The 23,273-nt window shown below is 56.0% G+C and carries 24 protein-coding genes; 10 read left to right on the plus strand and 14 right to left on the minus strand.

Going from position 1 to position 23,273, the window contains the following annotated elements:
- Window positions 1–5 precede the first annotated feature (5 nt).
- Genes EGK14_RS04640 through EGK14_RS04650 form a run of 3 tightly spaced genes read right to left on the minus strand, consistent with a single transcriptional unit; the run spans window position 6 to window position 2,281 of the window.
- Complete coding sequence (locus EGK14_RS04640; protein WP_125287903.1) at window positions 6–737, minus strand: SDR family NAD(P)-dependent oxidoreductase; 732 nt, start codon at window positions 735–737, stop codon at window positions 6–8.
- The gene (locus EGK14_RS04645; RefSeq protein ID WP_125287904.1) at window positions 721–1,446 is read right to left on the minus strand and encodes a 2OG-Fe dioxygenase family protein; all 726 of its coding nucleotides are present in this window, start codon (window positions 1,444–1,446) and stop codon (window positions 721–723) included. Before EGK14_RS04645 ends, EGK14_RS04640 begins: the two co-directional genes overlap by 17 nt.
- A 4-nt stretch (window positions 1,447–1,450) precedes the next feature.
- Window positions 1,451–2,281 carry a hypothetical protein gene (locus EGK14_RS04650; RefSeq protein ID WP_125287905.1) on the minus strand — a complete coding sequence of 277 codons (831 nt, stop codon included), beginning with the start codon at window positions 2,279–2,281 and terminating at the stop codon, window positions 1,451–1,453.
- 659 nt (window positions 2,282–2,940) lie between these two features.
- On the opposite strand from EGK14_RS04650, the gene pyk reads away from it, so the two are divergent.
- On the plus strand, window positions 2,941–4,383 hold the full coding sequence (pyk, locus tag EGK14_RS04655) for a pyruvate kinase (RefSeq protein WP_125287906.1): 1,443 nt from the start codon (window positions 2,941–2,943) through the stop codon (window positions 4,381–4,383).
- A gap of 151 nt (window positions 4,384–4,534) precedes the next feature.
- Complete coding sequence (locus EGK14_RS04660) at window positions 4,535–5,764, plus strand: MFS transporter (RefSeq protein ID WP_125287907.1); 1,230 nt, start codon at window positions 4,535–4,537, stop codon at window positions 5,762–5,764.
- A gap of 28 nt (window positions 5,765–5,792) precedes the next feature.
- Here the strand turns inward: EGK14_RS04660 and lpxM are convergent, their stop codons facing one another.
- The 3 genes from lpxM to znuA form a co-directional block, all read right to left on the minus strand.
- Window positions 5,793–6,761, minus strand: a complete 969-nt coding sequence (gene lpxM / locus EGK14_RS04665) for a lauroyl-Kdo(2)-lipid IV(A) myristoyltransferase (RefSeq protein ID WP_125287908.1) — start codon at window positions 6,759–6,761, stop codon at window positions 5,793–5,795.
- Between the two features lie 128 nt (window positions 6,762–6,889).
- On the minus strand, window positions 6,890–8,221 hold the full coding sequence (gene mepM / locus EGK14_RS04670) for a murein DD-endopeptidase MepM (RefSeq protein ID WP_125287909.1): 1,332 nt from the start codon (window positions 8,219–8,221) through the stop codon (window positions 6,890–6,892).
- Window positions 8,222–8,233: 12 nt separating this feature from the next.
- Window positions 8,234–9,181: a zinc ABC transporter substrate-binding protein ZnuA gene (gene znuA, locus EGK14_RS04675; protein WP_125287910.1), complete on the minus strand. Its 948-nt coding sequence runs from the start codon at window positions 9,179–9,181 to the stop codon at window positions 8,234–8,236.
- 77 nt (window positions 9,182–9,258) lie between these two features.
- On the opposite strand from znuA, the gene znuC reads away from it, so the two are divergent.
- Complete coding sequence (gene znuC / locus EGK14_RS04680; RefSeq protein ID WP_125287911.1) at window positions 9,259–10,011, plus strand: zinc ABC transporter ATP-binding protein ZnuC; 753 nt, start codon at window positions 9,259–9,261, stop codon at window positions 10,009–10,011.
- Complete coding sequence (znuB, locus tag EGK14_RS04685; RefSeq protein ID WP_125287912.1) at window positions 10,008–10,793, plus strand: zinc ABC transporter permease subunit ZnuB; 786 nt, start codon at window positions 10,008–10,010, stop codon at window positions 10,791–10,793. The genes znuC and znuB overlap by 4 nt, the downstream gene beginning before the upstream one ends.
- Window positions 10,794–10,847: 54 nt before the next feature.
- On the opposite strand, the gene ruvB is transcribed toward znuB, so the two are convergent.
- From ruvB to aspS, 6 genes are all read right to left on the minus strand, one after another.
- Window positions 10,848–11,852 (minus strand): Holliday junction branch migration DNA helicase RuvB, encoded by a 1,005-nt coding sequence (gene ruvB, locus EGK14_RS04690; RefSeq protein ID WP_125287913.1) that lies wholly within the window; start codon window positions 11,850–11,852, stop codon window positions 10,848–10,850.
- A gap of 8 nt (window positions 11,853–11,860) precedes the next feature.
- Window positions 11,861–12,478 carry a Holliday junction branch migration protein RuvA gene (gene ruvA, locus EGK14_RS04695; RefSeq protein ID WP_125287914.1) on the minus strand — a complete coding sequence of 206 codons (618 nt, stop codon included), beginning with the start codon at window positions 12,476–12,478 and terminating at the stop codon, window positions 11,861–11,863.
- 73 nt (window positions 12,479–12,551) lie between these two features.
- Window positions 12,552–13,076: a crossover junction endodeoxyribonuclease RuvC gene (gene ruvC, locus EGK14_RS04700; RefSeq protein WP_125287915.1), complete on the minus strand. Its 525-nt coding sequence runs from the start codon at window positions 13,074–13,076 to the stop codon at window positions 12,552–12,554.
- A gap of 34 nt (window positions 13,077–13,110) precedes the next feature.
- Window positions 13,111–13,854, minus strand: a complete 744-nt coding sequence (locus tag EGK14_RS04705; RefSeq protein WP_125287916.1) for a YebC/PmpR family DNA-binding transcriptional regulator — start codon at window positions 13,852–13,854, stop codon at window positions 13,111–13,113.
- A gap of 177 nt (window positions 13,855–14,031) precedes the next feature.
- Window positions 14,032–14,466 (minus strand): dihydroneopterin triphosphate diphosphatase, encoded by a 435-nt coding sequence (gene nudB, locus EGK14_RS04710; protein ID WP_125287917.1) that lies wholly within the window; start codon window positions 14,464–14,466, stop codon window positions 14,032–14,034.
- Window position 14,467: 1 nt separating this feature from the next.
- Window positions 14,468–16,246, minus strand: coding sequence for an aspartate--tRNA ligase (gene aspS, locus EGK14_RS04715; RefSeq protein ID WP_125287918.1), 1,779 nt, complete (start codon window positions 16,244–16,246; stop codon window positions 14,468–14,470).
- Between the two features lie 267 nt (window positions 16,247–16,513).
- Between aspS and EGK14_RS04720 the strand changes: the two genes are divergently transcribed.
- From EGK14_RS04720 to cmoB, 5 genes are all read left to right on the plus strand, one after another.
- Entirely contained in the window at window positions 16,514–17,077 is a 564-nt protein-coding gene (locus EGK14_RS04720) for a hydrolase (protein ID WP_125287919.1), read from the plus strand.
- Between the two features lie 57 nt (window positions 17,078–17,134).
- On the plus strand, window positions 17,135–17,959 hold the full coding sequence (locus tag EGK14_RS04725) for a DUF72 domain-containing protein (protein WP_125287920.1): 825 nt from the start codon (window positions 17,135–17,137) through the stop codon (window positions 17,957–17,959).
- A gap of 85 nt (window positions 17,960–18,044) precedes the next feature.
- Window positions 18,045–18,440 (plus strand): MAPEG family protein, encoded by a 396-nt coding sequence (locus EGK14_RS04730; protein ID WP_125287921.1) that lies wholly within the window; start codon window positions 18,045–18,047, stop codon window positions 18,438–18,440.
- Window positions 18,441–18,513: 73 nt separating this feature from the next.
- Window positions 18,514–19,254, plus strand: coding sequence for a carboxy-S-adenosyl-L-methionine synthase CmoA (gene cmoA, locus EGK14_RS04735; protein WP_125287922.1), 741 nt, complete (start codon window positions 18,514–18,516; stop codon window positions 19,252–19,254).
- Window positions 19,251–20,219: a tRNA 5-methoxyuridine(34)/uridine 5-oxyacetic acid(34) synthase CmoB gene (gene cmoB, locus EGK14_RS04740; protein ID WP_125287923.1), complete on the plus strand. Its 969-nt coding sequence runs from the start codon at window positions 19,251–19,253 to the stop codon at window positions 20,217–20,219. Before cmoA ends, cmoB begins: the two co-directional genes overlap by 4 nt.
- Window positions 20,220–20,487: 268 nt before the next feature.
- Here the strand turns inward: cmoB and EGK14_RS04745 are convergent, their stop codons facing one another.
- On the minus strand, window positions 20,488–21,105 hold the full coding sequence (locus EGK14_RS04745) for a LysE family translocator (RefSeq protein ID WP_125287924.1): 618 nt from the start codon (window positions 21,103–21,105) through the stop codon (window positions 20,488–20,490).
- Window positions 21,106–21,256: 151 nt separating this feature from the next.
- On the opposite strand from EGK14_RS04745, the gene EGK14_RS04750 reads away from it, so the two are divergent.
- Complete coding sequence (locus tag EGK14_RS04750; RefSeq protein WP_125287925.1) at window positions 21,257–22,354, plus strand: glycerol dehydrogenase; 1,098 nt, start codon at window positions 21,257–21,259, stop codon at window positions 22,352–22,354.
- A 19-nt stretch (window positions 22,355–22,373) separates the two neighbouring features.
- Here EGK14_RS04750 and EGK14_RS04755 read toward each other — a convergent pair whose 3' ends face one another.
- A complete protein-coding gene (locus tag EGK14_RS04755) occupies window positions 22,374–23,228 on the minus strand; it encodes a hypothetical protein (RefSeq protein ID WP_125287926.1) in 855 nt (284 codons plus the stop codon).
- Window positions 23,229–23,273: the final 45 nt, after the last annotated feature.

The raw sequence follows: 23,273 nt of genomic DNA on the forward strand, positions 1-23,273 counted from the left end.
CGCTATTACAAATCTTTGCCGCAGGTCCATCCGCCATCAATAACAAAATTCGCGCCGTTGATAAATTGCGAATTTCTGTCGCAGAGCAGATTAACCACGGCGGCAATATCCTGTGGTTCACCTGTTCGGGTTGAATACATTCCACTGTATATTTTTTTCATGGTGGCTTCTTCATGAAAATAGTGTTCAGTCATTCCCGTACGGGTAATAGCCGGTGATACTGAGTTACACCTTATACCTTGACGACCAAACTCCAGAGCGAACTGCTTTGTCAGGCCAATTAAAGCATGTTTAGACGAGACATAGGCGGTTCTGTCAGGTTCAGCCAGAATCCCGCTTACAGAAGCAATGTTAACAATACTTCCCTCTTTCTTTTGTGCGATCAGCTTTCTGCAAAAGTTTCTCGAAATTAGAAAAGGCGCGGTGGTATTGATTGCATACACAGCCGACCAGTTTTCAAGACTCAAGTCCAGCAAGGGTACGATCTCCCTGATACCGGCAGCGTTGATCAGAAGGTTGTATTCTCCGAACGGTAAGTCATTGAATGAATTTTCATTCAGAGCGTTCAGGTCCATCAAATCCGTTCTGATAAATTTAAAGCCATCACGAGCTATATCGTTCTCAAGATCCAGTCCGACTACCTGATAGTTCCTCTCGAGCAGGGAGTAAACGATTTCTTTGCCAATACCGCCATTACTTCCGGTAACAATGGCTATATTTTCATTCAATGCCTTCACCCGTTTCCCTTTTTTGGAAAGTTACCAGGATGATATCCCTGTGCAAAAATGCATTATCGTCATATTCCTCTGGCACACTCATTGGCGTAACCGCATGAAAACAGCGATGATTAACCACTAACGTATCAAAGGTTTTTTTCATCCTTAATACACGGTCAATCCTCTTAGGATGCTTAGCTATTATGCTTTCTCCGCCGACAAGATCTTCCGAAACATCCACCAGATGCATAAAGACGACGTCCTCATCATCTTTGTGTAGCCATGCAGGCGAACTGTACGCCGGTTCTTTTCCCGCGTTATAGCGAAACAGATGTACACCAATCATTAACTCTTCAACGGGCGGCATGTCTTCGATATTTTTTACAATATCGATATCTGTTTTCACTATCTTATTGAACAGCGCTGTTTTCAGGATTTCCACACTGATATTTTGATAGTCTCTGACCACGCCACCTGTTACGGGATTATATCTTTTAGTTTGCTGATAAGGTTCAAACTTTCCATAGATTACCTCGTTATTATGCCAGGCAACCTGAATATAATTTCTTAATCGATTTCCTTCAGAATAGGTATCCAAAGGCATATCGGCAAAGTTAGCCTTTAAAAATTTAAGCTCATCATCAGCAATGGTAAAATCCGTGAAGTTTTTAAGATTAAACTTAGCGTAACCCTGCCCTTGTAAATCCTGAACAATATTATCTATTTCCATTTTTTTACGTCCACCAGACCACTTTATTATCGATATAACCGATAAAGCGACCGGAGCTGATCCTCTCGTTCTCTACCGAACTGGTCACGCCATGGAGATAGGAAGCATTGAGAAAATAAAGATCGCCAGGTTTTAAACGCACTGTGAAACTTTCAAAGCTATCAGCGAACGCCAATGGATAAGGATAACCCGTGTCCAGAACATCAAATTCTTTACGGATATTGTCATCCGGCCTACAGTTCCACACCTTCAGCTCCCCGCCGTTAGCAGCATCGCAAACGCACAGATTGGAAGAAATAACGTTTTTAGCCGCTGCAATTTCATAACCGTCTTGCTCAGCAAATTTTAACTGGGCGCTGTCATCATGTGGCCACAACGACATATTACCGTTGTCCAGCCATCGTCTGGTGGTGGCAAAATTGGCATTATGGCTTTTAAACGCCGATGGTCGATAAGAAATTTTTTCCTGAGAAAAGAAATTTTCCAGCTGTTTATCCAGATAAAGCGTTCTCACTACATCATCAGACATACCCTGATATAGATTCAGGACGTCCGCATCCGATTCCACGGTGGCATTGATGTATTCCATCCCGGTTTTATGGAATTGCGAAGAACCTATCTGTTCTGTTTTCACAAAGCCGTCATCCGGGCGGTGATTACCTTTTATCCGCATGATTTCATAAAAATTAATTTTTATTTTTTCACAGACCGCCGGGTCTACCGCATTACGAATGATATAAAGCACTCTGCCATCGGCATTTCCTTCCAGGATGATTTTTGAGATTTTATATAAGTCCAGGTCTTCGATAACGTCTTCATAGTATTGGAATGGCATACACCCTCACAAAAGTTATTATTGTTATTTCCCTGATACAAAATAATAAATCAATTGTTACAATGTGGTTATGTTTTAACACCTGTTTTTTTTAACGTCAACATTATTACTCATTGAGCATTGTTTTCGGCAGCCAAATTCCATTTTTGTTTTAAGCGTGAAAGTTTTCTCTGTGGATAATAAACTTTAGTGATAATTATTTCGCGAGCGTTGTGAATGATTACTCCTGATAAATTAGTCGCTACTATCCGTTGGTTTGTGGCTTCGCTCTGGCATTAAATGCTGCGCCCGGGAGAATAGCGGCGTACAGAGTGGCTACAGTCTGTCGGAAAACACGGCTAATTTAAGGCAATTTCTCGGCGCTTTTTTTTTCAGAATCGGAATAATCGCTTAAGTTTTTTGCTACCTTTTTGCTACCGGGTCGTCTGGTGAGACTACGCCGCCTGTTAAAATTGCGGCGGCGGACGGAGACAAGGTGGTGACTTCAGCCACGCGTCCCAGTATTGTATCCATTGAGGGCTTTGCCGCCCGTCTGCCGAACCAATACTAAAAGAAACAGAGCGGTTCCCGCTTTGTTTCATCAGTATAGATGTGCACAGATGCACCGCGGGTGACGGCCTGACCTTTCATCCGTGGTTTTTAAACACAAGGAAATCCCCATGACTCGACGTTTAAGAAGAACCAAGATCGTTACCACCCTGGGTCCGGCTACCGATCGCGACAATAATCTCGAAAAAATTATCGCAGCCGGAGCCAACGTGGTTCGACTTAACTTCTCACACGGGACGCCAGAAGATCATATGCAGCGCGCCAGCAACGTGCGCGCAATTGCGGCAAAGCTGGGCCGTCATGTGGCCATTCTGGGCGATCTTCAGGGCCCTAAAATTCGCGTATCCACCTTTAAAGAAGGCAAAGTCTTTCTTAACCAGGGCGACCGCTTTTTGCTGGATGCCAGCCTGAGTAAAGGCGAAGGCGATAAAGAGAAGGTGGGCATCGACTATAAAGGGCTACCGGCCGACGTTGTGCCGGGCGATATCCTGCTGCTGGACGACGGCCGCGTACAGTTGAAGGTGCTGGAAGTTCAGGGGATGAAAGTCTTTACCGAAGTCACCGTTGGCGGCCCGCTTTCCAATAATAAAGGCATCAATAAGCTGGGCGGCGGGCTGTCTGCCGACGCGCTGACGGAAAAAGATAAAGCGGACATTATCACCGCAGCCAAAATTGACGTGGATTATCTGGCCGTCTCCTTCCCACGCTGCGGCGAAGATCTGAATTACGCTCGCCGTCTGGCTCGCGAAGCAGGCTGCGAGGCGAAAATCGTTTCTAAAGTCGAACGTGCGGAAGCCGTAGCGTCGCAGGAAGCCATGGATGACATTATCCTGGCGTCGGACGTGGTGATGGTCGCCAGGGGCGATTTGGGCGTTGAAATTGGCGATCCGGAACTGGTTGGCATCCAGAAAGCGCTAATCCGCCGTGCCCGCCAGCTGAACCGTTCGGTTATCACCGCAACCCAGATGATGGAATCGATGATCACCAATCCTATGCCGACGCGTGCTGAAGTTATGGACGTGGCAAATGCCGTGCTGGACGGAACCGATGCCGTTATGCTGTCGGCGGAAACCGCAGCGGGCCAGTATCCGGCGGAAACCGTAACCGCCATGGCTAAGGTCTGCCTTGGCGCGGAAAAAATCCCGAGTATCAACGTCTCCAAGCACCGTCTGGACGTGCAGTTCGACAATATCGAAGAGGCCATCGCCATGTCCGCGATGTACGCCGCCAACCATCTTCAGGGCGTCACCGCGATTATCACCATGACGGAATCCGGCCGCACCGCGCTGATGACCTCGCGCATCACTTCCGGCCTGCCGATTTTTGCGATGTCGCGTCATGAGCACACGCTAAACCTTACCGCGCTGTATCGCGGCGTGACCCCGGTCTATTTCGACAGCAATAACGATGGCGTGGTAGCGGCGCATGATGCAATTAATCTGCTGCGCGACAAAGGTTTCCTGATGTCTGGCGATCTGGTCATCGTCACCCAGGGCGACGTTATGAGCACCACCGGCACCACCAATACCAGCCGCGTGCTGCGGGTAGAATAACGCTTACGGTTATCGGGCCTTCGCGCCCGATAGCTTTTTCCACCCTGCTGTTCCCTTTTCCGCTATTTTTTCAGCACCTTTTTATTCGCCCGTCATACAACGCCCGTATGCTGTCGCGATTTAGATCCTGTTTACTCTGGAAGGAGCCTTAATGCCCGCTTTTGTTCCGGTGACGGCTATCACTCGTCGCCATTTGATTTTTCCCCTGTCGCTGGTGCTGTTTGAGTTTGCCAGCTATATCGCCCATGACATGATCCAGCCAGGAATGCTGCTGGTGACCAACGAGTTTGGCGTAGGGCCGGAATGGGTTTCCGCCTCGCTGACCGCCTATCTGGCCGGCGGCATCGTGCTGCAGTGGCTACTGGGGCCGCTTTCCGACAAGCTTGGCCGCAGGCCGGTGATGCTCGCAGGCGTGGCCTTTTTTACTCTGGCCTGCGTGGGGACGCACTGGGTCGGCTCCGTCGGGCAGTTTATCCTGATGCGCTTCCTGCAGGGCACCAGCCTCTGTTTTATTGGCGCGGTCGGCTATGCCGCCATCCAGGAAGCCTTTGACGAAGCCCTGAGCGTGAAGATGATGGCGCTGATGGCTAACGTGGCGCTACTGGCACCGCTGGCCGGCCCGCTGGCCGGCGCCGCCTTTCTCTCCGTGGGCGACTGGCGCACGATGTTCTGGCTGTTCGGCGCCGTCAGCGCGGTAGCGCTGGTCGGCCTGTGGCGAACGATGCCGGAAACCGCGGGCGACCGCAGCACCTCCGTTTCAGTTAAGTCGCTGGCCAAAGGCTATCTCGACCTGGTGCGGGATCGCCAGGTGATGAGCGGCTCGCTGGCTATCGGCCTGGTCAGTATTCCCTGCCTGGGCTGGGTAGCGCTGTCGCCGGTGATCCTGATCCATGACGAGCATCTTTCCCGTATGACCTACGCGCTGCTCCAGCTGCCGGTGTTTGTGGCGATGATTATCGGCAATCTGACCCTGGGCCGCCTGTCCGGCCGCGTACCGATTGAGCAGCCGCTGAAGCTGGCCGCCTGGCCGATCCTGACTGGCCTGGCGGTGGCGACGCTTGCCGGCGCGCTGAACGCCCATAGCTACCTCTGGCTTACCGCTGGGCTGAGCCTGTACGGTTTTGGCACGGGACTGGTCAACGCCGGGCTTTACCGCCTGACGCTATTTTCCAGCTCGTCGGGCAAAGGCAGCGTCGCCGCGATGCTGGGCATGGTAAGTATTCTGGTCTTTACGTTAGGGATCGAAGCGGTGAAAAGCGCCTATTTCAGCGGCGGCAGCTTCTGGTTCAGCCTGGTCAATCTGGCCTGCGGACTGCTCTGGTTCTGGCTGGTGAAAGCCTTTCTGCGCGAGCGTAACCGACGGTTAGCGCTGGCACAGTAAAAAAGCCCCGCCAGATGGCGGGGCTTTTTTATTTTTTAGGGAAAAGATCTTTGCGGCGGTAAGGCTCAGTCTCACCCTCTTTGCGGGTCTTCAGCAGCTTCAAAATCCAGGCGTACTGCTCAGGATTAGGTCGCACCAGAAGCTCCACTTCCTCATTCATTCTGCGCGCCAGCGTTTTATCATCCGCTGCCAGCAGATCGTCCATTGGCGAGCGCAAATAGATATCCAGCCGATGCGTTTTGCTGTTGTAAACCGGGAACAGCGGCACCACGCGGGCGCGGCAAACCTTCATCAGCCTGCCTAACGCAGGCAGCGTGGCCTTGTAGGTCGCAAAGAAATCCACGAATTCGCTGTGCTCTGCGCCATGATCCTCATCCGGTAAGTAATAGCCACAGTATCCCTGGCGCACCGAGCTGATAAACGGCTTGATGCCGTTATCCCGGGAGTGCATACGGCCGCCAAAACGGCGGCGCACCGCGTTCCAGATATAGTCCATTACCGGGTTCCGCTGGTGATGGAACATGGCCGCCATTTTATGCCCTTCCGAAGCCAGCGCCATTGCCGGGATATCCACCGCCCAGCCGTGCGGTACCAGAAAGATGATGTTCTGATTTTGCGCGCCGATCTGCTCAATAATTTCTTTATTATGCCAGGTGATACGCTGCACTGCATGGGCCGGACGCAGAGCCAGCTCGGCCATCATCACTATAGACTGCGGTGCCGTGGCGAACATTTCATCAATGATTTTTTCGCGATCGGCTTCTGCTACCTCAGGCATACAGTAAAACAAATTGATTTGCGCACGACGTCGCGCGCTCTTCGCATATTTTCCGGCGAAGCGCCCCAGCGCGCCCAGTAACGGATCCCGCATTTTTGCCGGGAGGCAGGCCATTCCGGCGCAAAGCCCAATCGCCAGCCAGCTTCCCCAATAGCGCGGCAGCAGAAAGGATTTCTGAAAGGTGGGAATAAATTCATTATTGCTTTTCTTGTTTTCCATGCACTCGCCTCAAATTCTGAGCGGCTAATGATAGTGCCGACGCACAATTTTGCAATGCCCGCCTCATTTTACCCATAAAGAAAAGCCGACGGCTGAAGCGTCGGCTTTTTTCGCAGGGAAGTTAATGCTTACTTAAAGCGCAGCTGTGGCGTGACTTCGCGAACCTGCGCCAGATAATCGCTGCGGTCTTTACCGGTCAGCCCTTCCATACGCGGCAGCTTCGCTGTGAGCGGATTGACGGCCTGGTTGTTGATCCAGACTTCAAAGTGCAGATGCGGCCCCGTTGAGCGACCGGTATTGCCGCTCAGACCAACGCGCTCACCGCGCTTCACTTTGTCGCCTGGCTTCACCAGCAGCTTTTTCATATGCATATAGCGCGTCATATACTGACGGCCATGACGAATGGCGACATAGTTGCCCGCGCCGCCGCTGCGTTTTGCCACGATCACTTCACCATCGCCTACCGCCAGCACCGGCGTGCCCAACGGGATAGCGAAATCCACGCCCTTATGCGGCGCGACACGACCGGTCACCGGGTTCAGGCGGTGCGGATTGAAGTTGGAGGACACGCGATACTGTCTGGCCGTCGGGAAGCGCATAAAGCCGTGTGCCAGTCCGGCGCCGCTGCGATCGTAGAATTTGCCATCGGCAGCGCGAATCGCATAGTAGTCTTTGCCGCCGGTTTGCAGACGAACGCCGGCCAGGCGGCTCTGCTGGCTCTTGCCATCCATCATCTCGCGCGACATCAGCACGGAGAAACGGTCGCCGTTACGCAACTTACGGAAGTCCATCTGCCACTGCAACGCTTTGATCACGGCGCTGATTTCACCGCTGCTCAGCCCGGCGTTTCGCGCGCTGGTCACGAAACTGCCCTCCACCGTGCCGGAAAGCACGTTGTTCTGCCACTCGCCCTGCTGAACCGCAGCGGAGGATTTAAAGGTGTCGCCGGAGCGATCGTAAGTGCGGGTTTCGCGGCGCGACGCTTCCCATGTCAGCCGCTGCAGCTGGCCGTCGTCGTTCAACGTCCAGGAAAGCTGCTGACCAATTTGCAGGTTACGCAGATCTTTATCCACCTTGACCAGCTGGTTGATATCTCCCATATCGATGCCATACTGATTAAGAACGCTGCTTAACGTATCTCCTGATGACACCACGTAATCATGCGTGCCGGTTTCGCTGGGCACATCCTGGTCTATCTCATCTTTCGGCACGTCGTCATCAGGCGAAGGCGTATCCTGATCGATTGGCTCACTGGCTTCCGGCAACAGCGTACGCAGCTGCTCTTTATCCAGCTCTATGCTTTTGACGATCGGATTTTCACCGCTGACGGTGGGATGGTAAACGAAAGGCCGCCATACGGAGACGGCCAGCGTAACAACGGTGAGCGAACCCAGCATAACGCGGTGGGTTCGCGGCAATGTATTAAACGCCATAGCGACAGCGCGGGCAATTTGCTGCACGTATTAGTTCCTCTAAGCTCCTTTCAGGCAGCTCGCGTACTGGCTGGACAGCTGTGAGAGGAATTTCACATAGCTGTCTCTTCCCGGAGTGATGTCCGTTCCCAGCGGATCCAGCGTTCCTGTACGCACTTTGGTTCCTCTGGCAACAGCATCGATCACGGCCGGCCTGAATTGTGGCTCAGCAAAGACGCAGACCGCCTTTTGCTCAACCAACTCTGTTCGAATTTGATGTAAACGCTGAGCGCCGGGCTGGATTTCAGGGTTGACGGTAAAATGACCCGCAGGAGTCAGACCGAAATGTTTTTCAAAGTAGGTGTAAGCATCGTGAAAAACGAAATAACCCTTCCCTTTTACCGGCTCAAGCTGAGCGGCTATTTGCGTATCAGCCGTGGCCAATTCTGCCTCAAAATGCTGCAGGTTCGCGTCTAGTTTGTCTCTGCTCTGCGGCATAAGTTCCAATAATTTTGCATGGATTGCAACCGCAGATTGCCTTGCGATTTCCGGGGACATCCACAAGTGCATATTATATTCGCCGTGGTGGTGCGCATGGGCATGTTCATCCGCTGCTTCAGCCCCCTCCTCATGCTCGTGCGCATCGTCATCCGCCCCACGAACCAGCAGGGGTTTAACCGCCCTTAACTCAGCCAGTTCGAGGTTTTTTTGCGCGGGCAGCGTGGCGACCGCCTTCGGCAAGAAAGCCTCCATTTCCGGCCCGATCCAGACCACAAGATCCGCGCTCTGCAGGCGTTTAATGTCCGAAGGACGCAGCGCGTAGTCATGCTCTGAAGCCCCATCCGGCAGTAAAATTTCCACCGGCGTAACGCCATCAGCAATTGCGGCTGCGATAAAGCCCAGGGGTTTGACGGAGGCCACTACCGCAGCCTGGGCGGTAGAGGTCAGCGAAGCGGCAAAACCCAGGGCAGAAAGCAGCGTTAACAAGGGCTTGGTTTTATGTAACATAATGATTCAGTCCATCGTGACAGGTCGAAGAATTGTGATATTATAACATTCGATAACTTCTGCAACCCGTAATCACTATGTCCTCACTGATTAGCCTTGAAAAAATTTCCGTCAGCTTTAGTCAGCGCGCCGTGCTTTCTAACGTTTCGCTGACGCTGGAGCCGGGCAAAATATTAACGCTGCTCGGGCCTAACGGCGCCGGTAAGTCTACGCTGGTGCGCGTGGTGCTGGGACTGATTTCGCCCACGCGAGGCAACGTGGTGCGCCACGAACAGCTGCGCATTGGCTACGTGCCGCAAAAAATTCATCTGGACGCCACGCTGCCGCTGACCGTCGAGCGCTTTATGCTGCTGCGCGGCGGCGTCAAGCGCGGCGACATCCTGCCCGCACTGAAAAGGGTGCAGGCCGCACAGCTGTTGAACGCGCCGCTGCAAAAGCTCTCCGGCGGTGAAATGCAGCGCGTGCTGCTGGCCCGCGCCCTGCTCAACCAGCCGCAGCTGCTGGTGCTGGACGAGCCGACGCAGGGCGTTGATGTGAACGGCCAGGTGGCGCTTTACGATCTGATCGATCAGCTACGGCGCGAGCTGAACTGTGGCGTGCTGATGGTTTCCCATGATTTGCATCTGGTGATGGCAAAAACCGACGAGGTGCTGTGCCTGAATCAGCATATCTGCTGTTCCGGCACGCCGGAGGCGGTCTCTCAGCACCCGGAATTTATTTCTATGTTTGGCCCGCGCGGCGCCGAGCAGCTGGCTATCTATCGCCATCAGCATAACCATCGGCACGACCTTCAGGGACGTATCGTTTTACGCAGAGGACAAACCAAGTGATTGAACTGTTGCTGCCCGGCTGGCTGGCGGGTTTCTTTCTGGCGTTAGCGGCTGGCCCGCTCGGCTCGTTTGTGGTCTGGCGTCGCATGTCCTATTTTGGCGATACGCTGGCGCACGCTTCACTGCTTGGCGTGGCTTTTGGGCTGTTGCTGAACGTCAGCCCGTTTTATGCGGTGATCGCCGTTACGCTGCTGCTGGCGCTGCTGCTGGTCTGGCTTGAACGTCGGCCGCATCTGGCTATCGATACGCTGCTGGGCATTATGGCGCACAGCGCCCTGTCGCTGGGCCTGGTGGTGGTCAGCCTGATGTCCGGCGTGCGGGTGGATTTGATGGCCTATCTGTTCGGCGATCTGCTGGCCGTAACGCCGACCGATCTTTACACCATTGCCGCTGGCGTGGTTGTGGTGCTGGCGGTGCTGGCGGCTAACTGGCGCTCGCTGCTTTCCATGACCATCAGCCCGGAGCTGGCTCAGGTTGACGGCGTCAATATCCAGCGCACCAGGATGGTGTTGATGCTGGTGACGGCGCTGACCATCGGCGTAGCGATGAAGTTCGTTGGGGCACTGATTATCACTTCGCTGCTGATCATTCCTGCCGCAACGGCACGCCGGTTTGCGCGCTCGCCAGAGCAGATGGCAGGGGTTGCGGTGCTGGTGGGGATTCTGGCGGTGACTGCCGGTCTGACCTTCTCCGCCTTTTACGATACGCCGGCCGGGCCGTCGGTGGTGCTGGGCGCGTCGCTGATGTTTATGCTCAGCATGGTAAAAAAACCGGCGGTCTGAAACGTCCGTCAGGAAAAGAAAAAACCGGTCGTCGCTGACCGGTTTTTTTATGGCTTACTCTTCCCGCGTAATGCCGAAGTGCTTATAGGCATGCTGCGTCGCCATCCGGCCGCGCGGCGTGCGCTGGATAAATCCCTGCTGGATAAGATAAGGCTCCAGCACGTCCTCAATGGTTTCGCGCTCTTCGCCGATCGCCGCCGCCAGGTTGTCCAGCCCGACCGGGCCGCCGGTAAACTTGTCGATGATCGCCAGCAGCAGCTTGCGGTCCATATAATCGAAGCCTTCCGTGTCCACGTTCAGCATATCCAGCGCTCTGGCGGCCACGTCGCCGCTCAGGCTGCCCTGCGCTTTGACCTCGGAGAAGTCCCTGACCCGGCGCAGCAGACGGTTGGCGATACGCGGCGTGCCGCGCGAGCGGCGGGCGATTTCCAGCGCGCCCTCTTCGCTCAGCGGCAGGCCCAGGCAGCTGGCGCTGCGCCCGACGATATGCTGGAGGTCTTTTACCTGATAAAACTCCAGACGCTGTACGATACCGAAACGGTCACGCAGCGGCGACGTTAGCGAGCCGGCCCGCGTCGTCGCGCCAATCAGGGTAAACGGCGGCAGATCCAGTTTGATGGAGCGCGCGGCCGGGCCTTCACCGATCATAATATCCAGCTGATAGTCTTCCATCGCCGGATAAAGCACCTCTTCCACCACCGGCGAAAGACGATGGATCTCATCGATAAAGAGCACGTCGTGCGGTTCAAGGTTGGTCAGCATGGCGGCCAGGTCGCCCGCTTTCTCCAGCACCGGCCCGGAGGTGGTGCGCAGGTTGACGCCCAGCTCGTTGGCGACGATCCCGGCCAGCGTGGTTTTTCCCAGCCCCGGCGGGCCGAATACCAGCAGATGATCCAGCGCGTCGCCGCGCATTTTGGCGGCCTGGATAAAGATCTCCATCTGCTCGCGCACTACCGGCTGGCCGACATACTCTTCCAGCAGCTTCGGCCGGATGGCGCGATCAATGACTTCTTCTTCGCTGAAGGTTCCCGGCGATACCAGGCGATCGGCTTCAATCATGCTTTACCTCAAATAGCTGCGCGCAGGGCTTCACGGATCAGCGTTTCACAATCTGCATCCGGGCGGCCGACTTTGCCGATCATCCGGCTGGCTTCCTGAGGTTTATACCCCAGCGACACCAGTGCGGCAACGGCTTCCTCTTCCGCGCTGTTGCCTGCGGCAGGCGCCTGCACTTCGCTGGTCAGCGCGAAAGGCGCATCGGCGGCAAACAGGTCGCCATGCATCCCTTTAAAGCGGTCTTTCATTTCGACCACCAGACGCTCGGCGGTCTTTTTGCCCACGCCCGGCAGCTTCACCAGCGAGGCGATCTCTTCGCGCTCTACGGCCGTAACAAACTGCTGCGCCGACATGCCGGACAGGATCGCCAGCGCCAGCTTTGGCCCAACGCCGTTAACCTTGATCAGCTCGCGAAATAGCGCTCTCTCCTGGCGGCTGTTAAAGCCGAACAGCAGCTGCGCGTCCTCGCGCACCACAAAGTGGGTGAACAGCGTTGCTTCGTGATCCAGCTCGGGAAGCTCATAAAAACAGGTCATCGGCATATGCACTTCATAACCCACGCCGCCGACTTCCAACAGCACCAGCGGCGGCTGTTTTTCCAGAATCTTGCCTCTCAGACGACCTATCACCGTAAGCTTCCTTCAGAAATGTGTTAATGCGGGGATTTATATCATAAAAAAAGCTGGATAGATATCCAGCTTATCAGGAACGCAGGCGACCGCGCGCCAGGTTGAGTTTGCCTTCGCCCAGCCGGTTAATATTCTGGCTGAGATGGCAGTGGGTGATGGCGATAGCCAGCGCATCCGCCGCATCCGCCTGCGGGCTGGCGGAGAGCTTCAGCAGCGTTTTCACCATATGCTGCACCTGGCTTTTCTCTGCGCTGCCGATGCCGACCACGGTTTGCTTGACCTGTCGTGCCGCGTATTCAAACACCGGCAGATCGTGATTGACCGCCGCCACGATGGCCGCGCCGCGAGCCTGGCCCAGCTTCAGCGCCGAATCGGCGTTTTTCGCCATAAAGACCTGCTCAATGGCGAAATAGTCCGGCTGAAACTGGGTGATAATCTCGCTGACGCCTGCATAAATCAGCTTCAGGCGGGACGGCAGATCGGTCGAACTGGTGCGAATGCAGCCGCTGCCCAGGTAGGTCAACTGGCGACCTACCTGACGAATAATACCGTAGCCGGTAATCCGCGAGCCGGGATCGATACCTAAAATGATCGCCATTGCGCCTCTCCCGGCCGTTGCGTGAAGTACGCCATTACAGCGTTGCCGCGACCTCGTCGGAGATCTCGCCGTTATGGTAAACTTCCTGCACGTCGTCGCAATCTTCCAGCATATCGATCAGGCGCAGCAGCTTCGGCGCCGTTTCCGCATCCATATCCGCTTTGGTGGAAGGGATCATGGTGACTTCGGCGCTGTCGGCAGTCAGGCCCGCAGCGGCCAGCGCATCTTTCACTTCGCCCAGCGATTCCCACGCGGTAAAGACATCCATCGCGCCGTCGTCATAGGTCACCACGTCGTCCGCACCCGCTTCCAGCGCAGCGTCCATCAGGGCGTCTTCTTCCAGACCCGGGGCGAAAGAAATCACGCCTTTGCGGGTAAACAGATAGGCCACGGAGCCGTCGGTGCCGAGGTTGCCGCCGGTTTTGGTGAAGGCATGACGCACTTCGGAAACGGTACGGTTGCGGTTGTCGCTCAGGCATTCCACCATCACCGCCGTGCCGCCAGGACCATAGCCTTCATAGATGATGGTTTCCATGTTGCTGTCATCTTCACCCCCCACGCCGCGCGCAATAGCACGGTTCATGGTATCGCGCGTCATGTTGTTGGACAGCGCCTTATCCATTGCCGCGCGCAGGCGCGGGTTAGAACCCGGATCGCCACCGCCCAGCTTAGCTGCCGTAACCAGCTCGCGGATAATTTTAGTGAAAATTTTACCGCGCTTGGCATCCTGAGCCGCTTTACGGTGCTTGGTGTTAGCCCATTTACTGTGACCAGCCATTAACTCTTTCTCCAGATATAGATCGGACAGGCTATCCTGCGCGTAACGTTGTCCGCTGGCAGCGTCTGCAGTCCTCACGGACGCAGACCGGTAGCGAACAAACTCACTGCGCCGATAAAAGCCTGAACATTTAACTAATTCCATCCCTTCACCGGCCATTAGCCAGAAGCCAGGGAGCTAAACTACAAATTCTTCAATGGCCTGGCGGTTGCTCCAGGACTTGCACAGCGCCGCGCCTTCTGCGGCCGCCATCCAGCGCCAGGCCAGATGCTCGCTTAGCGTAACCGGCTGTTCAGCAGGCAGCGCCAGGTAAAACCAGTGTTCGCTGTTATGCGTGACCTCCGGCGCGTAGCGGTGGCGAAAATGCGCAAAGATTTCAAATTCTATCCGACGCCGGCAGTCCACTAATGTGAGCTGCCCGGCGTTGATATCAATCCCTGTCTCTTCCAGCACTTCCCGCCGCGCGGTTTCCGCCAGGCTTTCGCCCTCTTCCTGACTGCCGGTAACGGATTGCCAGAACTCCGGATCGTCGCGCCGTTGCAGCATCAGCACTCGCCCGGTATTGCGGGCGAAGATCACCACCAGAACCGATACGGGCCGCTTGAAAGCCATCTTAGTTGCTCTCAGGCTTATCCTTTTTTATCACCTGGATCCCCAGCTCCGTCAGCGAAGCCGGATTGGCGAAGCTTGGCGCTTCGGTCATCAGGCAGGCCGCCGCCGTGGTTTTCGGGAAGGCGATAACGTCACGGATGTTGTCGGTGCCGGTTAACAGCATAACCAGGCGATCCAACCCAAAGGCTAAACCAGCGTGCGGCGGCGTGCCGAACTTCAGCGCATCCAGCAGGAAGCCGAACTTTTCACGCTGCTCCTGCTCGGTGATGCCCAGGATGCCAAATACCGTCTGCTGCATGTCGCCACGGTGAATACGCACCGAGCCGCCGCCCACTTCGTAGCCGTTGATCACCATGTCATAGGCGTTGGCGATCGCCGTTTCCGGCGCGTTTTTCAGATCGATTGGCGTCATGTCGCGCGGCGCGGTGAACGGATGGTGCATCGCAGTCAGCCCGCCTTCGCCGTCGTCTTCAAACATTGGGAAGTCAACGACCCACAGCGGCGCCCAGGCGTTGCCGTTGGTAATATCCAGGTCGCGTCCCAGCTTAAGGCGCAGCGCGCCCAGCGCGTCGGCCACAATTTTCTCGCTGTCTGCGCCAAAGAAGATCGCGTCGCCGTCAGCGGCCTCGGTACGGCTCAGGATCGCTTCCACGATGTCCGCGTTCAGGAACTTGGCGACCGGGCTGCTGACGCCCTCCAGGCCTTTGGCGCGTTCGTTGACTTTCATCCACGCCAGGCCTTTCGCGCCGTAAATTTCGACAAACTTGCCGTATTCATCAATCTGCTTGCGGCTGAGCTGAGCACCGCCCGGCACGCGCAGCGCGGCGACGCGGCCTTTGGCATCGTTGGCCGGGCCGGAGAAGACCTTAAACTCTACGTCTTTCAGCAGGTCGGCCACGTCCACCAGCTCCATCGGGTTACGCAGATCCGGCTTGTCGGAACCGTAACGGCGCATCGCTTCGGCGAAGGTCATCATCGGGAAATCGCCCAGATCGACGCCTTTCAAGTCCTGCCACAGCTCGCGCACCATTTTCTCCATGATTTCACGCACCTGTGGCGCGGTCATAAAGGAGGTTTCGACGTCGATCTGGGTAAATTCAGGCTGGCGGTCGGCGCGCAGATCTTCATCGCGGAAGCATTTGACGATCTGATAGTAGCGGTCGAAGCCGGACATCATCAGCAGCTGCTTGAACAGCTGAGGCGACTGCGGCAGCGCATAGAACTTGCCTTTGTGCACACGGCTCGGCACCAGATAGTCGCGCGCGCCTTCCGGCGTGGCTTTGGTCAGCATCGGCGTTTCGATATCCAGAAAGCCGTTGTCGTCCATAAAGCGGCGCACGAAGCTGGTAATTTTCGCGCGGGCCTTCAGGCGCTGCGCCATATCGGGACGACGCAGATCCAGATAGCGATATTTCAGGCGCGCTTCTTCGCTGTTGGTCTGGTTAGGATCCAGCGGCAGCGGCTCGGCGCGGTTGATAATGGTCAGTTCGGTGGCAAATACTTCCACTTCGCCCGTCGCCATCTCGCTGTTTTTGTTTTTTTCGTCACGCGCACGCACGGTACCGGTCAGCTGGATGCAGAACTCGTTACGCAGTTCAGAAGCCAGCTGAAAGGCTTCCTGGCGATCGGGATCGAAAAAGACCTGCACGATGCCTTCACGGTCGCGCATATCGATAAAGATCAGGCTGCCCAGATCGCGGCGGCGGTTAACCCATCCGCAAAGTGTCACCTGTTGGCCTACGTGAGACAGGTTGATCTGTCCGCAATACTCGCTACGCATAACGCTATCCTTTTAACTTCGCCGCTCGCGGGCAGCATCTTTAGTTATCTGTTCGGGGCGATGCCGCCGCGAAAAAGGCGGCTATTATAATGGAAAAAGCCCGGCGCGATAAGAGTCGCTTCCTGCAAGCTATGCCGAAAGTCGCTACAATTAGCCTGCGCCTCACAAAAGCTAACAAATTTCCCGCGTCTCTGACATTGTTGTTATCGCGCATTGAGGCTGACTGCCTGTATTCTCAACGGTTTTCCCCAAACACCCGGAGCAAGTATGTTGGAATTAAACGCTGCAACCACCGCGCTGGTGCTGATCGATTTGCAGGAAGGCATTCTGCCTTTCGCTGGCGGCCCTTATAAGGCAGAGGACGTGGTGGCCCGTTCGGCAAAGCTGGCCGATAAATTCCGCGCCGTTAATGCGCCCGTTGTGCTGGTGCGCGTGGGCTGGGCGAAAGATTTCGGCGACGCGCCGAAGCAGGCGGTCGATAACAGCCACGGCGGCCCGCTGCCGGAAAACTGGTGGGACTGGCCGGAAGCCCTGGGCAAACAGGACAGCGATATTGAAGTGATCAAACATCAGTGGGGCGCGTTTTACGGCACCGATCTTGAGCTGCAGCTGCGTCGTCGCGGTATTGATACTATTGTGCTGGGCGGCATCTCGACCAATATCGGCGTGGAATCTACCGCCCGTAACGCCTGGGAGCTGGGCTTTAACCTGATCGTCGCGGAAGATATCTGTAGCGCGGGCAGCAGCGAAGAGCACAACGGCAGCTTTAAGCATATTTTCCCCCGTCTGGGTCGCGTACGCACCTCTGACGAGATTATGGCCGCGCTGTAATTTTCCCCGCGATCGCAGGGAAGCGATCGTTATCGCCGGCATGATAAGAGAGGAGCGATGAAACCTTTTTATCTGGGTCTGCCGCAGTGGCAGCATCCGCAATGGAAAAAGTTGGGCATGGAAACCCTTGCCGACTACGCGCGCTATTTTAACTGTGTGGAAGGCAATACAACGCTCTACGCGCTGCCCCGCCCTGAAATCGTTCAGCGCTGGTACGATATGACCCATGACGATTTCCGCTTCTGCTTTAAGTTTCCCGCCACCATCAGCCACAAGGCCGCGCTGCGCGACAGCGGCGATCTGACCGCCGAATTTTTCAGTCTGCTGACGCCGCTCGCCTCGCGCATTGGCCAGTACTGGCTGCAGCTGCCCTCCGCGTTTTCCCCGGCGGATCTCCCGGCGCTTTGGGCCTTTCTTGACGGCCTGCCGAAAAGCTTCAGCTACGGGGTGGAAGTACGTCATCCGGAATTTTTCGCCAAGGGCGAGGCTGAAAAAGCCCTGAACGCGGGTCTGCATCAGCGCGGCGTGAATCGGGTGATCCTCGATACGCGCGGCGTCCATTCCGCCATACCCAGCAATCCGGCCATTATTGACGCGCAGCGCAAAAAACCCCACCTGCCGGTGCATGCGGTGATGACCGCCGACCAGCCAATGATCCGTTTTATCGGCGGCGACGAGGTAAGCGCCAACCTGAAATGGTTTGCAGCCTGGCAAAACAAGCTGCCGCAGTGGTGCGATCGGGGCCAGCCGTGGCTGTTTATTCATACGCCTGACGTGGCCTTTGCGCCGGCGATGGTGCAGAGCCTGTGGGGAGCGTTGCGCCAGGCGGTGCCAGATATCGGCGATCCGCCGGACTGGCCGCAGCAGGACAGTCTGTTCTGATGCTGAACAACGCTGCACATGTGCTGACAGCTGCCCTTTTCACCGCTATGATGACGCCAGAAATTTTCGACCGGGTGGAGTAAGGATGGTCAGCGCGCTGTATGTGGTGCTGGGAGCACTGTTTATTATCAAGTTTTCTTTTGACGTGGTGCGGCTGCGTCGCCAGTACCACGTGTCGCACGGCGACGGCGGCTTTTATGAATTGCAGACCGCCATTCGTATTCACGGCAACGCCGTAGAGTACATTCCGCTCGCCCTGCTGCTGCTGGTGATTATGGAAATGAACGGCGCGGAGATGTGGATGCTGCACCTGACCGGCCTGTTCTTTTTTCTGGGCCGCGCGCTACACAGCTATGGTATGCGCACCAGCACGCTGTTGTGGCGGAAAAACGGTATTATCCTGACGCTGGCATCGCTGCTGGGCATGATCGTGCTTAACCTTGTTTTTCTGCCCTGGGATTTGGTTTTCACGCTGCGCTGAGGCGGAAAAGGTGCAGCCCGCGCCGCTTTCTGCCAGAATACGCCCTTTCCGTTTTTGTTCCGGACTTACCACTATGTCTAACCGCGATACGCTGTTCTCCGCGCCGATTGCCAAACTGGGCGACTGGACGTTTGACGAGCGCGTGGCCGAAGTTTTTCCCGATATGATCCAGCGCTCCGTGCCTGGCTACTCCAATATTATTTCGATGATCGGGATGCTGGCCGAGCGTTTTGTACAGCCGCACAGCCAGGTTTACGATCTGGGCTGCTCGCTGGGCGCCGCCACCCTTTCGGTGCGCCGTAATATCAAAGCCGAAGGCTGCAAAATTATCTCCGTGGATAATTCGCCTGCGATGGTCGAGCGTTGCCGTCGTCATATCGACGCTTTTCGCGCCGACACGCCGGTTGAGGTAATTGAGGCCGATATCCGCGCCGTTCCGATTGAAAACGCCTCGCTGGTGGTGCTGAACTTTACGCTGCAGTTTTTAGAGCCTGCCGAGCGGCAGAGCCTGCTGAATACCATCTGGCAAGGCCTGCGTCCCGGCGGCGCGCTGGTGCTTTCCGAAAAATTCAGCTTCGCCGACGCCAGCGTGGGCGAACTGCTGTTCAATATGCATCATGACTTCAAGCGGGCTAACGGCTACAGCGAACTGGAGATCAGCCAGAAGCGCAGTATGCTGGAAAACGTGATGCTGACCGACAGCGTAGAAACGCATAAAGAGCGCCTGCGCCTGGCCGGTTTTGAGCACGCCGAACTCTGGTTCCAGTGCTTTAATTTTGGCTCTTTAATTGCGCTTAAGGCTGGGACGGACTGATGGATTTCGGTAATTTTTATCAGCTGATCGCCAAAAGTCCGCTGTCGCACTGGCTGGAAACGCTGCCTGCACAGATTGCCGCCTGGCAGCGCGAGCAGCTGCACGGGCATTTTAAGAACTGGGATCGCTCGGTTGAGCATCTGCCAACCATCGTGCCGGAAACGTTGGATCTGCTACACGGTGTCCGTGCCGACAGCAGCCAGCTCAGCGAGCGCCAGCGCGGCGGCATCGAAAGCCTGCTGCGTAACCTGATGCCGTGGCGCAAGGGCCCCTACTCGCTGTATGGCGTGGATATTAATACCGAATGGCGCTCCGACTGGAAGTGGGACCGCGTTCTGCCGCATATTTCCCCGCTGGCGGGCCGAACCGTGCTGGACGTCGGCTGCGGCAGCGGCTATCACATGTGGCGCATGGTCGGTGCGGGCGCGAATCTGGTGGTAGGCATCGATCCGATGCAGCTGTTTATCTGCCAGTTTGAGGCCGTACGCAAACTACTGGGCAACGATCAGCGCGCGCACGTGCTGCCGCTCGGCATCGAGCAGCTGCCGGAGCTGAAAGCCTTTGATACGGTCTTTTCGATGGGCGTGCTCTATCATCGCCGCTCGCCGCTGGATCACCTTTATCAGCTGAAGAACCAGCTGGTCAGCGGCGGCGAGCTGGTGCTGGAAACCCTGGTGGTCGAAGGCGACGAGCGCGCGGTGCTGGTGCCGGGCGAACGCTACGCGCAGATGCGTAACGTCTATTTTATTCCCTCTACCGGCGCGCTGAAAAACTGGCTGGAGAAATGCGGCTTTGTTGACGTAAAGATCGCGGACTACTCCGTGACCTCAACAGAAGAGCAGCGCCGCACCGACTGGATGACCAGCGAATCGCTGGCGGAATTTCTGGACCCCAACGACAGCAGCAAAACCGTCGAAGGCTATCCGGCCCCGCTGCGTGCCGTACTGGTGGCGCGCAAGCCTTAGCACGACCGGCGTCGCCGTGGGCGTAAAGCCTTAGCTTTACTCGTGGCTCATAACTGCCAGCTTTAGCTACCCGTGCGGCTGGGTGATGCGGTGTGCAAGCTTCGGGCATCAGCGGCCTGACTGATAGCTGGCTGTACGCCAGCCTTAGTGCGGCTGGTTGCTGGTTTCAGCCTCGCTGTAGTAAAGAAAGCCGGACGACCCTTTTCGCGCAGGGACGCGCGAAAAGTGCGTTTATTATCCGTGCTTTTCTCCCCTTTCCCGGCAAGCCTTAACGCTTCGCCAGCGCCAGCTTTGTGGCAAAGCCGATAAAAACGCAGCCGGTCAGGCGATCCATGATTTTTATCACTGCCGGTTTACGCAGCTTTTCCGCGAAGTAATGCGTGCAGGCGATCAGCATCCCGTTCCACAGCGTGCCCACGACCACGTGTGTAAAGGCCATGCCGATGCTCCAGAGCGCCACCGAGCCACCAGCAGGAATAAACTGCGGCAAGAACGAGACGTAGAAGATCCCGACCTTAGGGTTAAGCAAATTACCTAAAAAACCGCGCATAAAGACGCGACGATAGCCGTCCTGTTTAGCCTGCGGCCGGGCATCCTGGAAGGCGCTGCGCGGTTTCAACAGCAGCCCCACGCCGAGCCATAGCAGATATGCCGCGCCCGCCAGCCTTAAGACGTTATAGGCCACTTCCGATGCCAGAAGCAGTGCGCCAAGCCCCACGCCCACCGCAGTACCCCACGCCATACAGCCGGCATTGACGCCCATGCCGGTCGCCAGCGCTTTTTTCCAGCCGCTGGCGGCGGACGTACGCAGGATCAATGCCGTATCGAAACCCGGCGTTATGGTCAGCAGCGTAATGGCGAACAGAAAGGCTAATAATGAGGTCATACCGGTTTCCTTAGAAAGGAAAAAAGTTTAGCGATTACGCGGCTGATTGCCTACTGCCAATTTTCGTTAAGTCACATTTTCATCCCCCTTTTTGCGTTAAAAGGGCTACGGTTGAACCTGTACAACTTTTATTTCACCAAAAGGAGTTCCCATGAGTAAGTTCGTATTCTCTTCACCGCGCAAGTACGTTCAGGGCGCTGGCGTCATGGCTCAGCTGGGCGACTACGTAGCGGAGCTGGGCAATAAAGCTTTTGTGGTGGCGGATGAAATCGTCTGGAAACTGACGGGCAAGACGGTGCAGGATGCTTTGCAGCAGCGCAACGTCGAGTTTCACTATCAGCAGTTCAACGGCGAGGCTTCCGGCAATGAGATCGCTCGCCTTACGGCGCTGGCGAAAGAGGCCGATGCGCAACTGGTGATCGGCGTAGGCGGCGGTAAAACGTTGGATACGGTTAAAGCCGTGGCCGACGAGCTGAAGCGACCGGTGGTGATTGTACCGACTATCGCCTCGACGGATGCGCCGTGCAGCGCGCTTTCGGTAATCTACTCCGACAGCGGCGTATTCGAAAGCTACCGCTTCTATAACAAAAACCCGGATCTGGTACTGGTGGATACGCAGGTTTGCGCCCAGGCGCCGGTCAGGCTCTTCGCTTCCGGCATCGCCGATGGCCTGGCGACCTTTGTCGAAGCGCAGGCGGTTAAGCGCTCGCACAGCAAATCGATGGTGAATGGCGACCCGACGATTGCAGGCATGGCGATTGCCGAAGCCTGTGAAAAAACGCTGCTGACCTGGGGATACAGCGCTTATCAGGCGGTAGAGAAAAAAGTGGTTACGCCAGCCGTAGAGGCGGTAGTGGAAGCCAATACGCTGCTTTCCGGCCTGGGCTTTGAAAACGCAGGTTTAGCGGGCGCGCACGCTATCCATAACGGCTTTACCGCTATCGACGGCGACATCCACCATCTGACGCACGGTGAAAAGGTCGCCTACGGCACGCTGACGCAAATGGTGCTGGAGCAGCGTCCCGACGAAGAGATTGCGCGCTATGTGCGCTTTTATCGCGCGATAAAAATGCCGACCACGCTAAAAGAGATGCATCTGGAAAACGAAAGCTGGGAGAACCTGCTAAAAGTGGGTGAACTGGCTAACAGCGAAGGCGATACGCTGAAGAACCTTAACCCCAATCTCAGCGCGCAGGATATCGCCAGCGCCATCCTGGCAGTAGACGCTTTCAGCCAGACGGTGAAATAACAGCGTATGGCGCGGCCAATTATTTGTCCGCGCCTTGCGGTTTATCCCAGTATTCAAAGCGATAGGCCGCGCTGATATTGCGCAACACTTCACCATGGGCAAAGACTTCTCTCTCGTGCGAGTAGCTTAGCGTACAGTTGCCCCGCTCGTCCCACAGCTGGCATTCATCCTGCGTGGTCAGCTCGCTTTCGGGATTATGCGTCTGGATAAGCAACCCCTTTTCCCGCTTTTTATCGTCATAGGTCCACTGCATTTCGCTATTACCCGAGCGGCTGGCGATCAGCAGGTTTTCCGCGTTCCAGCTATAGTGCAGCTCGCCGTTGGCCTGCGCGTCCGACCCTCTCGCCACGCTTTTTATCAGCCGTTGTCGGCTGTCGTAGCTGTTAGTGGTTTCCGTAAAGCCTTTTTTGCCCTGCAACAGAAACGCCTCGGACGAGCTGGTAATAGTGCCCGTTTTACCGGTCAGATGGTTGACGGTTCCCTGTTTATTGCTGACTTCCACCAGCTTGCCTTTTTGCAGCACGAAAACCGACACAACGTAGTCGGCCTGCCAGCCGGTGGCGACGCGAGTAATGCTTTGCACCATTCTGAGCGCGACGTTACCTTCGTTCTTGTCAAAACTCATATCCGCCCGCAGCAGCGCGCCGCAGCGATCGAACTCACCCAGAATACGTTTTTGCTGGTCGACATCCTTACCAAACTCGCCCATTACGACCTGTTTTATCGGCCCTTTCGCGGTGCCGCCCAGCAGCAACAGGCTGTTGCTGTCGTTAACCCGTGCGGCGTTGGCGGGACAGGTATCTGCGCCCTGTGCCGCGCCCGCCAGTAGCATGAGCGGCAGCAGAAAAACGTTGGCGGTCATTATGACTTTCATCAGTGAACTCGCGGCAGCCAGAGATTTGTTCAGTGTAAGAGGAAT

This window comes from Erwinia sp. 198 (genome assembly GCF_003937915.1).
Lineage (GTDB): Bacteria > Pseudomonadota > Gammaproteobacteria > Enterobacterales > Enterobacteriaceae > Erwinia > Erwinia aeris.